Origin of the sequence: Nocardia transvalensis, from assembly GCF_015477765.1 — a bacterium.
GTDB classification, from domain to species: domain Bacteria; phylum Actinomycetota; class Actinomycetes; order Mycobacteriales; family Mycobacteriaceae; genus Nocardia; species Nocardia transvalensis_A.
This window is the reverse complement of record NZ_JADLQQ010000007.1, coordinates 398567-415090: the sequence shown is the minus strand read 5'-3', so window position 1 is coordinate 415090 and position 16524 is coordinate 398567. Positions and strand designations below refer to the sequence as shown.

At 69.5% G+C, this 16524-nt stretch carries 13 protein-coding genes; 8 read left to right on the top strand and 5 right to left on the bottom strand.

The window, feature by feature from the left end; genetic code table 11:
• Positions 1–4: 4 nt before the first annotated feature.
• The 7 genes from IU452_RS22725 (at position 5) to IU452_RS22695 (ending at position 10361) form a co-directional block, all read left to right on the top strand.
• The gene (locus tag IU452_RS22725) at positions 5–769 is read left to right on the top strand and encodes a DUF2127 domain-containing protein (protein ID WP_195111133.1); all 765 of its coding nucleotides are present in this window, start codon (positions 5–7) and stop codon (positions 767–769) included.
• A gap of 208 nt (positions 770–977) precedes the next feature.
• A complete protein-coding gene (locus IU452_RS22720; protein WP_195111302.1) occupies positions 978–2477 on the top strand; it encodes a TIGR02677 family protein in 1500 nt (499 codons plus the stop codon).
• Positions 2477–3898, top strand: coding sequence for a TIGR02678 family protein (locus IU452_RS22715; protein ID WP_195111132.1), 1422 nt, complete (start codon positions 2477–2479; stop codon positions 3896–3898). The genes IU452_RS22720 and IU452_RS22715 overlap by 1 nt, the downstream gene beginning before the upstream one ends.
• Before the next feature lie 212 nt (positions 3899–4110).
• Complete coding sequence (locus IU452_RS22710; protein ID WP_195111131.1) at positions 4111–8316, top strand: TIGR02680 family protein; 4206 nt, start codon at positions 4111–4113, stop codon at positions 8314–8316.
• Positions 8317–8385: 69 nt separating this feature from the next.
• The gene (locus tag IU452_RS22705) at positions 8386–8832 is read left to right on the top strand and encodes a PaaI family thioesterase (RefSeq protein WP_195111130.1); all 447 of its coding nucleotides are present in this window, start codon (positions 8386–8388) and stop codon (positions 8830–8832) included.
• Between the two features lie 60 nt (positions 8833–8892).
• Positions 8893–9618 (top strand): FadR/GntR family transcriptional regulator, encoded by a 726-nt coding sequence (locus IU452_RS22700; RefSeq protein WP_195111129.1) that lies wholly within the window; start codon positions 8893–8895, stop codon positions 9616–9618.
• Entirely contained in the window at positions 9615–10361 is a 747-nt protein-coding gene (locus tag IU452_RS22695) for a sterol desaturase family protein (protein ID WP_195111128.1), read from the top strand. The genes IU452_RS22700 and IU452_RS22695 overlap by 4 nt, the downstream gene beginning before the upstream one ends.
• A 79-nt stretch (positions 10362–10440) precedes the next feature.
• Here IU452_RS22695 and IU452_RS22690 read toward each other — a convergent pair whose 3' ends face one another.
• The 4 genes from IU452_RS22690 to IU452_RS22675 all read right to left on the bottom strand — a co-directional run bounded on the left by IU452_RS22690 (position 10441) and on the right by IU452_RS22675 (position 14723).
• Entirely contained in the window at positions 10441–11028 is a 588-nt protein-coding gene (locus IU452_RS22690) for a TetR/AcrR family transcriptional regulator (protein ID WP_195111127.1), read from the bottom strand.
• 87 nt (positions 11029–11115) lie between these two features.
• Positions 11116–11793 (bottom strand): MspA family porin, encoded by a 678-nt coding sequence (locus IU452_RS22685; RefSeq protein WP_195111126.1) that lies wholly within the window; start codon positions 11791–11793, stop codon positions 11116–11118.
• Between the two features lie 269 nt (positions 11794–12062).
• Positions 12063–12968 carry a phosphotransferase family protein gene (locus IU452_RS22680; protein WP_195111125.1) on the bottom strand — a complete coding sequence of 302 codons (906 nt, stop codon included), beginning with the start codon at positions 12966–12968 and terminating at the stop codon, positions 12063–12065.
• A gap of 501 nt (positions 12969–13469) precedes the next feature.
• Positions 13470–14723, bottom strand: a complete 1254-nt coding sequence (locus tag IU452_RS22675) for an erythromycin esterase family protein (RefSeq protein ID WP_195111124.1) — start codon at positions 14721–14723, stop codon at positions 13470–13472.
• A gap of 89 nt (positions 14724–14812) precedes the next feature.
• Here IU452_RS22675 and IU452_RS22670 point away from each other — a divergent pair, with 89 nt between their 5' ends.
• Positions 14813–15547, top strand: a complete 735-nt coding sequence (locus IU452_RS22670; RefSeq protein ID WP_324192760.1) for a MerR family transcriptional regulator — start codon at positions 14813–14815, stop codon at positions 15545–15547.
• On the opposite strand, the gene IU452_RS22665 is transcribed toward IU452_RS22670, so the two are convergent.
• Positions 15505–16506, bottom strand: coding sequence for a helix-turn-helix transcriptional regulator (locus tag IU452_RS22665; protein WP_195111123.1), 1002 nt, complete (start codon positions 16504–16506; stop codon positions 15505–15507). The genes IU452_RS22670 and IU452_RS22665 overlap by 43 nt on opposite strands.
• Positions 16507–16524 lie beyond the last annotated feature (18 nt).

The following is a 16524-nucleotide window of genomic DNA, read 5'->3' as shown; positions in this document are numbered from 1 at the left end:
TCGAATGGACTTCAGTCTGCGGAGTTGCTCGTGGCGCGGGCATGCCACCTACGCGCCGGACGAGGCGGATCTGGCGGCGCGCCTGCACGTTTCGACACCGGCCGGACCGGCGTGGCGGTGCCTGCGCTGCGGCGACTTCGTGGTCGGTGAGCCCAGGCAGCGCGGTCCGGCCGACGAGGCGCCGGAGGTGCCGCGGGGGCGACTGCTGCGCGACCGGTTCATCATGCGGTTCCTTGCCGTCGAGCGGGTTCTGCGCGGCCTGGTGTTCATCGCGCTGGCGGCCGGGGTGTTCAAGGTGCGCAATTCGCAGGACCGGCTGAAGGCCGCCTTCGACAAGGAGATGCCGCTGATCCGACCGCTGGCCGACCAGATCGGCTGGGATCCGGACAATTCGAAGATCGTGCACTTCATCGAGAAGGGGTGGACCCTCTCGCCGACCACGCTCACCTGGATCGCCGTCGGGTTGCTGGTCTATGCGGCCATCGAGATCATCGAGGCCGTGGGGCTGTGGCTGGTGCAGCGCTGGGGCGAGTACTTCGCGGTCATCGCGACCAGCATCTTCCTGCCGATCGAGATCTACGAATTGACCGAGCGGATCACGGCGCTGCGCCTGGGTGCGCTGCTGGTCAACATCGCGGCCGTCGTCTGGCTGCTGTGGTCGAAGCGACTGTTCGGTCTCAACGGCGGCGGACGCGCCTACCACGCCGAACACAGCGAGGAGAGTCTGCTCACCGTCGAACGGGCCGCCGTCGCCGCCGGAGTCGACTGATTCCTGCCGGTTCCGGCAGATCGGGCGGCCACGGCACGCCGACACCCGGGCACGCGTCACCGCGGCCCGGGTCGGTACTACCCTCTTCCCGGTGACCGAGTCCGCTGAAGGATTGCTGCCCGACGCGCCCGCGCTGTTCGATTCCCTCGAGCGCGGGCGTGTGGTGTTCGCACCCGCCGGATTCGACGGGGCGGCCGTCGAGGAGCGGCTGCGGCTGTTCTCGTTCGCGACGGCGGAGAAGCGTGGCGAGTATCTGTGGGTGCTGCGGGCCTTCGATCACGCCCGCGCCGCCTACGTGGTGTTGCTGCATGCCAGCGATGTCGCCGAGGCTCTGACCCGCTTTCCGGAGGCGCCGCGGCTGACCGCGACCGAGGTCGGTCCGCTGTTGGAGCAGCTGCATCAGTGGGGTGTACTCGAGCGCAGTTACGACGGCACGCGCGCGGCGACGCTGGCCGAGTACCGGAACCGGCATTTCGTCTACCAGTTCTCCCAGTCCGGATATCAGGCGTATCGCGCGATCACCGAGGTGCTGGGAGCGCGGCTGGACGAGGCGTCGCTGTCGCGGCTGGTACTGCCGGAACTGCTCGCCGATCTGCAGGCACTGGCCAAGGCCAACCGGACCGGGGACGCCGAACGGGTCTACCGCATCCTCAAACGTCTCGACACGGCGCTGTCGGAGCTCGCCGACCGGGCCGCTCACTTCTATCTGACGCTCGGCGACCTGGTACGCACCACCGAGGCGACACCCGAATCGTTTCTGGCGCACAAGGATGCGCTGCTGGCCCATATGCGCGAATTCAGCATGGATCTGGCACGATTCGCGCCGCGGCTGGCCGCCGCCATCGCCGAGGTGGAGGACACCGGCGTGGACGAGCTCATCGCGCGCGCGGGCGCCTGCGACGAACGAGTGCTGCTGAGCGTGTCCGAGCGGGAGGCGGACTGGCGGGCGCGCTGGCAGGGTCTGCGCGGCTGGTTCGTGGCCACCGCCGCCGAAACTGTCGTGGGCGAAGGCAATTCGGGGACCGAGGCGGAGCGGTTGCGCGAGGCGACCATGAGCGCCATCGCGGCGGTGCTGTCACTGCTGCGCCGGGTCACCGAAACGCGGAAAGGCGGGATCAGCCGCGAGTCGGCGCTGCGCCACCTCGCCGGCTGGTTCACCGCCGCGCCGACCACCGAGTGCGCGCACGCACTGTTCGACGCGGTCTTCGGGCTGAGCCGGCCGCGGCACCTGTCGATGGAACATCCCGACGCCGATATCATCCCCCCGATCCGATCCTGGTGGGACGCACCGCCGTTGGAGATCGCGCGCACCCTCGCCGAAACCGGCAGGCCCCCGTCGCCGGGCGCGCCGTCGCGCATCCAACGCAACGACGCCGGTATTCGGCGGCTGCGCGAGGCGCAGCTGGATGCGCAGCGGGCCCGGGCCGAGGCGGCCCGCGCCCTCGCCTCCGCCGATGTGCACGAGCGGGTGCTCGACGAACGTGAAACCGAGGTCCTGCTGCGGCTACTGGATGCGGCCTCGACGGCGTGGGTGCCGGTGAGTGGGCGTGTGAGCACCACGGGCTCCGACAGTGGCGTCACGCTCACGGTCTCCGAACACGACGGGCCCACGGTGGTGCGCACCGCGCGAGGGCTGCTACATCTGAACAACCGGCGGTTGAGCGTGCGCGAGAACTCGCGTGCCCGGACCGCCTCCGGGCGGGCGTGATGCACGCCCGCACCATCGACTCGCTGGCGCTGGACAGCTATCAGCGCGCCGCGCGCATCATGCTGGCCAATCATCTGGTGACCCGCACCTATCCCGATCGCATTGCGCTGCCGCTGATTCGGCGGTGGGCCACCGAACTGCGGGAGGATCTGGCCGAACTGTTCGGGTATCGGCTGGAGGTCACCGAGACCACCGCCCGGCTGTTTCCGGTGCTGGACCACCTCGACGCCGGTCGGCCCGCCCGTACCCCGGCCGAGCGGGTATTCGATCGGCGCCGCTATGCGTATCTGGCGCTGGCGCTGGCCGCGCTCGGCCGCGCGGGTGACCAAACTACGTTGTCGGAGTTGGCCGATCAGGTCGCCGCGTATGCGACACGCGTCGATGGTTTGGAGCTGTCCACCGATCGCGCCGCGGACCGCGACGCCTTCGTCGACGCCGTCGCTTGGCTGGCCGCCCGCGGCGCCCTCACCCTCGCCGACGGCGATGCGGGCGGCTGGGCCGCCGATCCGGAGGCCGGTGAGGCGCTCTACGATATCGACCGCTCGGTGGTGTTCGCGATCTTCCGTCCGCCCCGGGTGCTGCAGCATCTGCAGAGTGTGCGCGGGCTGTTCGCGGATGAATCCGACGGTCGCGCACCGGGTTCCACGCCGCAGGCGCGTGCGGCCGTGGCGCGCCGCGTGCGCCGGGCACTGGTCGAACGGCCGGTGGTGTACGCCGAGGAATTGACCGGCGACGAACGCACCGCGCTGGGGTCGGAGAAACTCGTCAGGGAGGTCGAGTTGCTGACCGGCCTGCGCGCCGAACGCCGCGCCGAGGGCGTCGCCCTCATCGACACCTCGGGCCGTTTCACCGACATCCGTTTCCCCAGCACCGGCACCCTGGCCCAGGTGGCACTGCTGCTGATCGGTGAGATCGCCGATCTGGTGCTCGACATCGACAACCCGGTCGCGCGCCGCCCGCTGCCGGAGCCGTCGACGGCTCTGATCGACCAGCTCGACAGCGCGATTCCCGAATCCACCGTCTTCGCTCCCCTGGCCCTGCCACCGGATCCCTTTGCCTCCGAAGAGGATTCGTCCGATACCGAGGACGCGGCCGAGATTCCCGAACATCCGTTCATCCCTTCGTCGTGGATCGACGAGACCGTCCAGGCCCTCACCGACCGCTACGGTTCCACCTTCGCCGCCCAGTGGCAGGCCGACGTCCCGGGCCTCACCAAGGAGGTCGTCGCCCTCCTGGAACGCCTGCGTCTGGTCCTGGTCCTGACCGACGGACTGCTGATCCTGCCCGCCCTGGCCCGCTATCGCGGCGCCGTCGTCACCGTCCGCACCCGCGCCGAAACCGAATTGTTCGCCTCCGCAACCAAACTCGGCGCGCACGCCCAACCCCCGGAGACCGAGTCCCGAGCGGACGGTGCCGCATGACCGACGCTACCCGCCCTCCTGCGCCGGGCGCATCACCTGTTTATCTGCCGCACCCCTTTCGTGCAGACGCACCCCTTCCAGCGGACGTAAAGGGTGCATTTGCGAAGAGAGGGTGCGGCTGTGGCTTCGCGCTGGGCAGGAGGCGGCGGCTCGCGCAGAATCGTCAGGGGCCCGGGGAATCAGGCATGGCACGGAAGGGGATGGAGTAGTTGATGGACCTCATTCATGGTGGTGTTCGGTTCGTCCCTTCCCGTGCGGGGATCATCAATCTGTGGGACTACCGGGATCAGGAGTTCTGCTTCGCCGACGGGCGGTTGGTGCTGCGCGGTCCGAACGGGTCGGGTAAGACCAAGGCGCTGGAGGTGTTGTTCCCGTTCGTCTTCGACGGGCGCATCGAGCCGCGGCGATTGAATCCGTTCGCCGGTGAAGAGCGGACGATGAAGTCGAATCTGCTCTACCGCAAGCAGGAATCGGCGTACTCGTACGTGTGGATGGAGTTCGCGCGCGGCCGCTGGTCGGAGCCGGAGGTCGTGACCGTCGGCATCGGCATGCGCGCCACCCGCTCCTCGGACAAGGTGACCCGCTGGTACTTCGTCGCCGACGGCCGGGTGGGTGTGGACTTCTCGCTGATCGGCCCGGACGACAGGCCGCTGACCCGCAAGCAGCTGGCCGAGCAGATCGGCACCGACGCCATCGTGGACCGGCCGGTGGACTACCGCGCCGCCATCGACGCGCGCATGTTCGGGCTCGGGCTGCAGCGGTACGACCAGCTGATCAATCTCATTCTCACGCTGCGCCGCCCGCAGCTGGCCAAGAATCTGGACCCGCGCGGGCTCTCCCAGGCGCTCACCGACGGTTTGCGGCCGCTGGACGAACAGCTCATCCTCGACGCGGCCCGCTCCTTCAGCGATATGGAGGAGGTCGGCCGCACCCTGGAGGGGTTGGTCCAAGCCGACACCGCCACCCGCTCCTTCGTCGACGTGTATCGCAAATACCTTGCGGTGCAGGCCAAATCGGATGTGGATCAGGTCCGCGCGCGCCTGGACGCGGTCACCCACGCAAGTACGGCCCTGTTCGCGGCCACCGCGTTGCGGGAGCGCCGGGAGGCCGACCGCGCCGCGGTCGAGGTCCGCGCCGAGGAGGCCGACCGCGCCTACGAGCAGGCGCTGTCGGATCGCGAAACCCTGCAGCGCTCCAGCGCCTACGAGGGCAAACAACAACTCGACGACCTCGCCGATGCGGTCCGGCGGCTCGAGACCTCCGCGGCCGTGCACCGCGACAAGGCGACCAAGGCCCAGCAGACCGTGGAGCAGCGCACCGGCGAGACCGAACGCGCCCGCGCCGCCGCCGAATCCGCGGTCGGCGCCCTGTCCCGCGGTGAGGACGAGTTGCGCGCCGCCGCCGAGGAGGCGGGCATCGCCTGGGCGACGCTGCCCGAACAGGCACGTGCCGAGCAGCTCACCACCACCGTGCGCAGCCACGCCGAGGAGCGCGATGCCGATGTGCGTGCGGTCCGGCAGGCGCTGACCCTGGTCGACGCGGCCGCCGCCGATCGCACCCGGGCCGAGCGAGCCGCTCAACGCGCGAGCGAACAGCGCGACACGGCCGCCGCCGCGCTGGCCGAGGCCGAGGCCGCGGTCACCCTGGCTCGCTCGAATACCGCCGCGGTCCTGCGGGAATGGTGGGAGGCCCACCGCGAGATCCTCGCCCCCGTGCGCTCCGGTTTGTTCGAAGCCCTCGACTCCGCACTGGCCGATGCCGGGTCCGACGATGCGCCCAGTCTGGCCGAGGTGCTCACCGAGCGCACCGAACCGCTCACCGAGGAGATCCGCGCCCGCCGCCAGCAGGCCCGCGCCGCCGCCGAGCAGGCGGTGGCCCGCACCGCCGAGCTGGCGGCCGAGCGGCAGCAGGTGGCCGCCGAAAACGATGATGCGCCACCGTCTTTCGCCGCACGCACCGACAGCCGCGACGGCCGCCCCGGCGCCCCGCTGTGGCGGCTGGTGCGCTTCGCCGACGGCGTCTCTCCCGAGCAGGCCGCCGCACTCGAGGCCGCGCTGCAGGCCGCCGATCTGCTCGACGGGTGGATCTGCGCGAACGACGAGCTGCCCCCGCATGATTCGGACCAATTCCTGGTTCCGCTGCCGACCGGGTCCCGCCCGTCCGGCCGCACCCTCGCCGATGTGCTGGCCGTCGAGGATTCGATCGCCGTCCCGGAACAGGCCGTGGCCGATGTGCTGGCTTCGATCGCCCTGCAAGACGGCGGGAGCCTCGCCGACCTCGATCCGGCGACGGCCGTCACGATCGCCGCCGACGGCCGCTACCGCCAAGGCGTGCAAGTGGGCCGCCATACCAAACCGCACGCCGAATTCATCGGCGCCACCGCCCGTGCTCGCCGCCGCGAACTGCGCCTGACCGAGATCGCCGTCGCCATCGAGGCCGCCGAACAGGCCGAACAGACCGCGCGGGCCGAGCAGGAGGAGGCGACAGCGGAACTGGCCCGGATCTCGGCCGCCGCCAAGGCATTACCGCGCACCAGCGCCGTCACCACGGCACTGCGGGCGGTGTCGGAGGCGGCCGGCATGCTGCGCTCCCGCGCCGAGGCCGCCGCCCAAGCCGACCGCGATCTCGACCAGGCCGTCGCCGAATTCACCGCCGCCGACAAGAAGGTCCGCGCCGTCGCCTCGGCGCACCGGGCGCCGCGCGATCCCGCCGAATTGGATGCCCTGGCCGCCGCGATCCGCCACTTCGAGAACACCGGCACCGCGCTGCTGCGGTTGCGCGGCGATCATCAGCGCGAGAACGAACGGGTTCGCGAGGCCGAGGATCGGCTGGCCGAGGCGCGCGATCTGGCCGAGGCCTTCGCCGAGGAGGCCGAGGCCGCCCGCGCCGGCTACGAGGAGCAACTGCGCAAACTGCAAACCCTGCGGGAAGCCCTGGGCGCCGGTGCCGCCGATATCGACCGCGAACTCGAGCAGGCCCGCGCCCGCATCGAAGCGGCACGCGCCGAACAGAAGGCGGCCCGCAAGGCCGCCGCCGAGGCCATCGAGGGGGTCGGCAGCGCGGAGGGCTCCTACCGGGCCGCCCACGACGCCCTGGGCACCGCACTGACCGAGTTGCTGGCCGATGTCAGGCACCTCGCGCCGTATGCCCGCCCGGATCTGCTCAGCCTGCTCGGCGCTCCGGAGGACAGTCGCTGGCCCAGCAGCGACGCCGCCTGGTCCACATCCGAACAGCTGCTGTACCGGATCGAGACCGGCGGCCCCGACGCCGAGCTGCGGGTGCTGCCCGACGAGGTGCAGGAGCTTTTCGACAACCTCTCCGCCGCAACGACATCCGTGCGCGCCGGTGAGGCAGCCCGCAAATCGACGCGCAGCGCGGTGACCGCCGCCCTGCAGGAGTTCGATGCCGCGCTCGCCGCCGCCCGCCAGGACTATCGCCTGCAGTGGGATGCCGCCGACGGACTGACCGTGGTGCAGGTGCACGACGATCAGGGCGTCACACCGCTGGCCGATTTCGCCGACCGGATCGGTCGCGCCCGCGCCGACCAGGAGCTGCTGCTCACCGACGCCGAACGCCGCATCCTCGAAGATGCGCTGCTCACCGGCCTGGCCCAGCAGATTCACGAACGCACCTGCGACGCCCGCGATCTCATCACCCGCATGGGTACCGAGATGAAGCAGCGGCGGATGTCCTCGGGTAACACCATCGGCGTGCACTGGGTGCTGGCCGACAATCTGTCGGAGTCGGCGCGCGCGGTCTGCAAGCTGCTCGACCGCGACGCCTCCGATCTGACTCCCGACGATCTGGCCACCATCCGTGCCCACTTCGCCGCCGAGATCCGCGCCGCCCGCGCGGCGCACCCCGAGCGCTCCTACCCCGAAATCCTCGCCACCACACTCGATTACCGCACCTGGCGGGTGTTCTCGTTCACCCTGATCACCGCCGACGGCACCGAGGACCGCCTCACCGTGGCCCGCCACAGCGCGCTGTCGGGTGGTGAACAGTCGGTGTCGCTGCATCTGCCGCTGTTCGCCGCGGCCCACGTGATGCTCGACTCCGCCGATCCGCAGGCTCCTCGCCTGCTGGCGCTGGACGAGGCATTCGCCGGCGTCGACGACAACGGTCGCAGCGAATTGCTGGGCCTGTCGGTGGATTTCGACCTGGACCTGTTCATGACCGGCTACGACCTGTGGATCACCTACGACCACGTCCCCGCCTGCGCCCACTACGACCTCGCGCATTCCGCCGCCGAGAACACCGTGAGCGCCACCCTGCTGGTCTGGGACTCCAGGGATCTGCTCGCCGAACACGACGGCTCGGATCTCACCACGGCCCTCGGTTCCCCCAACCGCCGCCGCACCCCCCACACCATCGAGGGCGGCATCCCCTTGGACGAGGAACTGGAGCTCACCCCGTAGATCCGGGCGGGGCGTGGCGCGACGGGGATCACAGGATCCCGCCGCCCGCCTCGGACTTAGCCTCGGATCATGGACAGTGAAAACAGCGAGACCGGTCTGGATTTACTGCGCTCGATCGTCGACGGCGAGCGGCCCCAGGCGCCCATCTCCGACACCCTCGGTTTCGTGATCGTCGCCGTCGAGCCCGGCGTTGCGGTCTTCGAGGGTGAGCCCGACGAGCGCATCTACAACCCGATGGGCACCGCCCACGGCGGCTACCTGACGACACTGCTCGACTCCGCCATGGGCTCGGCGGTGCTGACACGGCTGCCGGGTGGGCGCGGTTATACGACGGCGCAGATCAACGCCAATATGCTGCGCCCGGTCACCGCGCGCACCGGCAAGCTCCGGGCCACCGGCACCGCCATCCACGTCGGTCGCACCATCGCCACCGCCGAAGCCCGCTTGACCGGGGTCGAGGACGGCAAGCTGTATGCGCACGCCACCACCACCTGCGCGATCCTTCCTCTCACCTGACCCCGAGGCCACTGGTCTGACCACTTGACCTCTTACCATTAGTCGGCCTATGGTCGGCCCATGGCACTGCAGCGGATCGATCGGCGTACCGTTCCCGACACGGTGTTCGAGCAGTTGGTGGACGAAGTGCTCGACGGCGAACTCGCGCCGGGACAAGCGCTACCGGCCGAGCGACAACTGGCCGAGACGCTCGGGGTGTCCCGGCCGACGGTGCGCGAAGCGCTGCAGCGGCTGGCGCACGCCGGATTGGTCGAAGTCCGCCAGGGCGGGGCAACGACCGTGCGGGACTTCCGGCGCTTCGCCGGGGTCGATATGCTGCCGCGCCTGATCGTGCGTCGCGGCAAACTCGATACCGCGGTGTTGCGCAGCATCCTCGAGACGCGGCTGACGATGGGATGCGAGGTCGCCGCGCTGGCCGCCGACCGTGCCGGTGCCCGGATCTCCGATCGGCTGCGCGATGCCGTGCACTCGCTTGCCGCTCACCATGATCCGGTGGCGCAGCAGCTCGAGGCCCTCGGGTTCTGGGATCACCTGGTGGACGCCGCGGACTCGATCGTGCTGCGTCTGCTGTTCAACAACCTGCGCGCCGTCTATGAGCCGACGATGGTGGCACTGGCGCAGGTGATGGCGGCCGAGGTGGGGCAGATCGACCGGTATCGGGCCCTCGCGGACGCGGTCACGGCCGGTGACGCCACCGCGGCCCGGCAGGCGGCCCATCGGCTGTTGTCCGCGGCGACAACGGAATTCGACACCGTGATCCGTCGCCTCGAGGAGGTACAACCATGACCATCGCCGACAGGATTCGCGCGCACCGCACCCGCGAGGCCGACATCGACCGCCGCGCCCGCCGGCGGCTGGCCGCCGACGCCGCCGAACACGCTCGCCGTCAGCGGGTTTCGCTGTCCGACGCGTTCACGGTGTTCCTTCGCCGGCCATCGCCGTGGATCATCGCCGGTATGCTCGCCACCGCTGCGACCGCACGATTCGTCGTGGGCGACTGGCAGCTCACCGATGCGGTGGTGCCGGTCGTCATGCTGGCACTGTTTCCCCTCGCCGAGTGGGTGATTCACGTCTGCGTGCTGCACTGGCGGCCACGCCGCATCGGCCCGGTCACCATCGATTCCCTGCTGGCTCGCAAACACCGTGAGCACCATGCCGATCCGCGCGATGTCCCGCTCGTGTTCATCCCCTGGCAGACCTTCCTCTGGCTGCTCCCGGCGCTGATTCTGATTGCGCTGCTGGCCTTTCCGCGCGTCGGTCTCGGCCTGACCTTCCTGACCGTGCTGGGCGTCCTCGGCCTGAATTACGAGTGGACGCACTACCTCATCCACACCGACTACAAGCCCCGCACCCGGCTTTTCAAGGCCGTCTGGCGAAATCACCGCCTGCACCACTTCAAGAACGAGCACTACTGGTTCACCGTCACCACCTCGGGCACCGCCGATCGGCTCCTGGGCACCCATGCCGACCCCGCCGCAACCCCCAACTCCCCCACCGCCAAAGCTCTCCACGCCCGCACGGCCGCCTGACCTCCGGCCGCCACTCGCATCGCCTCTTCATACACACCGCAGCGCCCCAAGGGATTCCACACGTAGCAGGCGCCCCGCCTCACACCGAAATGCCCAGTGCCCCAGCGACCGCGCGGGTCAGGTGCTCGGTCGTTTCGGCCGGAGACCAGTGCCGATGTTCGGTGAGGTCGTAGACCACGCGTTCGTCGAAAATGGTGGTCCACATCAGCACCGCGTAGGTGGTGTCGCTTTCGGGGGCCCGGCCGACTCGCGTCAAGGCGGTGAGAACGGCGCCGAGGGTGTCGTGCAGGGCGGTGATGATGGGGTCGCCGACGGACAGGCGCTCGATGAAACCCTTACTGCTGCGGATGAAACGGACGGCAGACCCCCACTGCATCGCCTCCTCGACCCAGGTGCGGCAGCAGCGGTGGAATCGCTCGACCGGGTCGAGACCCGGGTCGACGGCGGCGAACGCCGCGAGCAGCTGTTCGACGGCGCGGCGATGGAAGGCCTGCATGGCGTCCTGCGGGGTGGGGAAATGCCGATACGCCGTCGCCACGCCGACACCCGCCTCGGTGGCGAGTTCGGGCACCGAAAATCCGACGCGGCCGGCGTGCAGCAGGCTGCCGACCGCGTCGACCAACAGCATCCGGCTGCGTTGCGCGTCACTGCGGGTGTTCACGGGCATCCTGCCATCCTGCATAAACGGGTCCGATCGCGGAGCGGGAGGGCGGCAACCCGCGGACCGGTGTGACCGGTGTTACAGTCAGCGGGTTCAGAGCGCGATGGGGTCGCTGTAAACCATCCTCGTGGTCTGCCCCGCCGATGTCGCCACGGTCAGCTTGACGTACAGCCGCAGGTTGACCTGCCCGAGCGCGCCCTTGACACTCATGTGCACATTCGACAGATCGAGGTAGACGAGCGGGTTGGTGAGGTTCAGGGTGGCGAGGCTCTTCTCCTCGATACCGCCCGGTGTCACCGTGAACACCGCCTCCTGCGAGGGCAGAATCGTAGCCGTCACACCGGCGTTGGCTCCGACCTGCGGGCTGATGCCGATCGAGGGTCCGGTCGGGCCGATGGTCAGCGGCACCGAAACCCCCGCCGACACACCGCCGTTGACCCCGACACTGGGCGTGTACACGTCGACAGCGATGTTCTGCAGCGACCACGGCACCCCGACCTCGAATCCCACGTCCAGCGTCGCGCCCGACACCGTCGCGCCGACGGGCCCGTCGACCTGCCCGATCGCCACACTGGACAGGAACGCCTCGCGGCTCAACGGATTTCCGTCCAGCGGAGGGACGCTGCGCGAAGAGGTATTGGCCTCGGTCACCATGAGCTGGAAGCCGTCCAGCGTCGACGCGGATTCCTGATGCATGACCCGCAGTCCGTACGCGGCCGGGTCCGCGAACTCCGCCGAGGCGGGCACCTGCCCGGCCAGCGCAATGGTCACGGCCCCGACGGCGACGCCCAAATAATGTTTGCCAACCGATAGCATCCTCATCACCTCCAACTGAACGAACGAACAGTTTGCTTGCAGCAGGCCAAATTGGCCGCTGAATTCCCGGCCGAACATCAAATTGCTAATTATTTGCCCAGTCTAATTACCGGTGCCGGAAAATCCCGATGATGCGGATCACACTCCGCGTGACGGTATTCGAGCGTTTCATGTCGCGATCGCACCGATCAGCACCGAATGCGCTGTCCGGCAACCGATCAGATTCAGCCCAGCACGGACGCGTGTGACCGCAGGCGTCGCCAGCCCGGCCAGGGCCGGGGGCCTTCGTCGCCGCGCAGGCAGGACAGCCGATGTAATGCCTGGCTGCGATGACCGGGCCGGGCGGCGCGCAAGGTCAGATGCAATTCGCGGATATCGCGCAGCAGAAAATAACCCGCCCACCGCACTACGTCGTACCCGTAGGCGTGGCAGAACTCGGCGTAGTGGTGGGCGGTGGTCCAGCCCAGCGACATCAGCTCGAGCGCGGTCGGGACCAGATCCCATTCCGGCGGGCCGATCATCAACCGGTCGAGGCGGCGCACGACGACGCGTCCGTCCGTGGTGGCCACCACCGCGCCGGTGGTGGCGTCGCCGTGGATGACGCACCAGGGCCGTCCGGCCGGAAGGGCCGTCCAGCGGTCGCGGAGTTCGCCCAGATGCTCACGCAACCATCGTCGATCGTCCTCGCCGAGTGTGGTGACCGCCCGGATGCGGTGCTCCAGCGGCGCGAACGGTTCCACGAGACCGAGGTCGAGTTCGGGTGGCAGTGGCAGGCTGTGCACATGCGCCAGGGCCGCCGCCGTCTGCGCCGGTGCGGCGGGCCGGTGCGGAGGCAGCTCCCGCCAGAAGGTCACCGCGCGGTCGTGAACCTGCAGCGGCTGGCGCACTCCCGAAAGGGGTTGCACCGCATCGACTCCCGACCAACGCAGCCAGCGCGCGGAGGCGACCGTCCGCTGCGCCTGCGCACCCTGCCCTGGGCGGTGGACGCGCGCCACCACACCGCCTGGCAGTCGGTAGACCGGCCGCGCGCCGAGCCGGACGGGCTCGCTGTCGTCGGCATCGATTCCGGCGAGCAGACAGGCCGCCCGCACAACGGTGCGCATCTCACTGTCGGTGGTGCTCAGGCTCATATGGCCACCCACGTCGTGCCTGGTGCCGCTTCCGGGCCGAAGCGATCCCGGCCCTTCCCAATCGTCGCACAGCCGACCGAACACGAAGCGGGGCAGCAGTATTCGCTAGCCGTTGCCTGACAGCCCATGCCACGCAATCACTCTAGCCCGAGCGAATGCACGGCGAACACACTACGGCAGCAAGGACCGATGTCACGCGGCCGACCTCACCACCACCCGGCAGTCCGCTAGCACCACGCTGATCATGCGCTCGCACACCACGACACGACCGAACTCGCGACGGCGCCGCGCCCGCGACTCGCCGAAACCTCCACCTCCCAGGCACCTACATCCCCGCCCCTGACCCACCTACGGGCTTTTCGGCGTGCCCGCCCACACGACTTCCGGCACACCCTGCTTCCGCGGTTTCCGGCACGAGGCCACTCACGCGGTTTCCGGAGCGGGTCCAACCATGTGGTGTCCGGCATGGCGCAAGCTAGGTGGTTTCGGGCATAGGCCGACCTAAGTGGTTTCTGCAGGCTTATGCCCGGAACCGCCCGGCGCTCCGGTCTCGGTCCCGCCGAGGAAGGCGATCGCATCCATCTGCTTCAGGTGGCTCGGGTTCAGCGGAAAGTAACCCGGATCCTCGGTGGTCGCGGCGGTTGTGGAGGGTGCCGCGCTGTTCAACAGGTCGCGGGTGGGAAATAGGGCGCGACCACTGGTTGCCTCGGCGAGTAAGTGCTGTAGCGTGCCCGGCTGGTGCGCCTCGACGGCGTGGTCGGTGGCAATGAAGGCGTAGCGGGGGCCGAGGGTCGTCGAGACGAGGGCTCCGGCGCTCCACCACCGCAGATCCATTCCGGCCAGGGTCCAGGCCGAGCGATGCCGTTGCAGGTGGGCGTTCTGGGCCCAGACCAGGGCCGGGCCCCGGTGCCGTTCGGCCTCGACGATGTCCAGGAGATTGTCGGCCATCATCGCATCGCGCGTCCCGAGCATGTGGGCGACGCGGTCGGGCCGGGTCGAGGCCATGAGGGCGTGGTAGCGCAGCAGTCCGACCGCGGTCCGGGCCTGCCTGCGCGCGAGCCGTAAGCCTTCGGCGCCCGAGGCCGCGGCCAGCGTCGGAGTCTCCCGAGTCAGAGCGGCCACCAGATCGTCGGCGAGGACCCGGAGCGCACGGGCTCGCGCAGAGTCGCCGATCGATCGCGAACCGTCGAACAGCGCGGCCTGATCGGTCCAGTCCGCCTCGCGACCGATCAGCTCGTCGATCTGCGCCTGCGAGGGCAGCGGGACGGAGTCGCCCAGATGTGTTGTCAGATAGTCGAGTACGGCGGTCAGCGTGGCACGCGGGCTCGGCGCGTAGTACATCTCGAGCGGTGCGTCGAATCCGTATACGCGCACCCGATCGTGCGGCGGCACCGTCTCGTTGTGTGCGCGCACCCACTGCACCAGCGTCCGGGTCGAAGGCCGAGCGCCGAAACCGTGGCTGAACCCGAGCCGCAGCACCTCGTCCGGATCGGCGTCCGCACCGTTGACGTATGCGTCCACGAGCTCCGCGGCCAGGCCGTCGGATTCCAGCGCGATCGCGCGGTATCCGAAATGCTCGACCAGGCAGGCGAATACGTCATTGCACAGCTGCGGGAATGCGTCCACCTCGTGGGTGGGTTCGCCCACCGCCAGCAGCGCCGGTGTGTGCGCCAGCCCGCCGAGGAACCGCCCGAGGCCGTCCCGGATCGTCTCGGCATCGGCCAACGGGAGCGCGGTCGGCAGCACAGTCCTCATCGGTTTCCTTTCCTCGCAGATTCCCTCCCTTCGACGCTATCGTTGAAGTATCTGTTGGAACTTTTCCAAGCTGATAGTCTGAAATCGCCGTGAAACCCTCGAACTCTCGAACACTGCGTCCGATCGACCTGGCCCGCGAGCATGCGCTGTCCACCCAGGCGGTCCGCAACTACGAAGAGGCCGGAGCCATCCCGGCGGCCGAGCGCAGCCCCAGCGGCTACCGCCGCTACACCGAACTGCATGTGCGGGCCTTGCGCACCTTTCTCGTGTTGCGCGAGGGGTACGGCCATCAGGCCGCCATCGATCTCATGCGCGCCGCCAACCGCAACGACCTCACCGGCCTCTACACCCGATTGGACGAACTCCACGCCGGTTTCCTGCAGGAGCGCAGAACCTACGTCCAAGTCGGTTCCGCGCTCGGCACTCTCACCACGGCCCCGCCGCCGCGGCACTCCACCTCGCCGCTCACGGTCGGGCAGCTGGCGCATCGCCTCGGCATCCATCCCGCGACGCTGCGGGAATGGGAGAAGGTCGGCATCGTCGCACCACGCCGCGATCGCACGACCGGGTATCGCGTCTACGGCGACACCGAGATTCGCGACGCCTACCTCGCCCACTACCTGCGCAAGGGCGGCGTCTCCCTGCAGCAGGTGGCCACCTTCGTCCGCGAACTGCATCGGGCCGGAAGTACCGAGCGGATGCACACCTTGCTCGCCGAGTGGGGCACCCGCCTGGCCGTTCGCAGCCGCACCGCCCTGCGCGGCCAGGCTCGGCTCGACGACTACCTCACGTGGCTGGAGCGCGCCGAGCCCGGCCGGTCCTGATCGTCGGCCTGCAGTGCTCGATCGATGCGCTGGCGCAGCACACCCAATTGCCCGGCAAGCTCGGGAGATTCGCGTACCTCGAAATCGACGCCCAACGAGATGAGCCGTCCGGCCAACCATGTCGGATCGTCGTCCCGATCGTCACGCAAGCGGCAACGCCGCTCGTCCAGCGGTTCCACCGATCCCGGACGATCCCCCAACCGCCCCGAAACACGCTGTGCGGGCGCGGCGATCGTGACGTCCACGCGATAGACCGGTGTGCCCCAATCGGTTCGTGCGCCACTCACGTACGCGGCCGCATCCGCGGCGGGCAGCGGGCGGGGGGTGAAACGAGCGCCGGTGGGTAACGGGTCGTCGATGCGGTCGACCCGGAAACTGCGCCAATCCGATCGGTCCAGGTCGTAGGCCACCAGATACCAGCGCCGCCCGCGCACGGCCAATCCGGCGGGTTCGACGTGCCGCTTGGTGGCGGTGCCGCCGCGATAGCTCAGCCGCACCCGCTCCTGATTGGTCACCGCGGCGGCCAGGGTCGTGAGCACCTCGGGGTCGGCGAGCGGCCCGTCCCCGTGCGAGGCCGCCGTCGCCGCGCCCACCACCCGCACCCGCCGCCGCAACCGAGTGGGCAGCACCTGCTCGAGCTTGGTCATGGCCCGGACCGCGGCCTCCTCGATCCCCGCCACCGCCTGTCCCGCGGCGGCGCGCAGCCCGACCGCGACGGCCACGGCCTCCTCGTCGTCCAACAGCAACGGCGGCAACGCGGCGCCCGCCGCCAGTCGATACCCCCCGGTCGCGCCCATGGTCGCCTCGACCGGATATCCCAGGCCCCGCAGCCTGTCGATATCCCGCCGCACGGTCCGATCGGTCACCCCGAGCCGCTCGGCCAGCTCGCGGCCGGGCCATTCGCGCGGGGTCTGCAACAACGACAGCAGCCGCAGCAGTCGTGCCGGTGTATCGGTCATGTCCCCATCCTCGCGCAC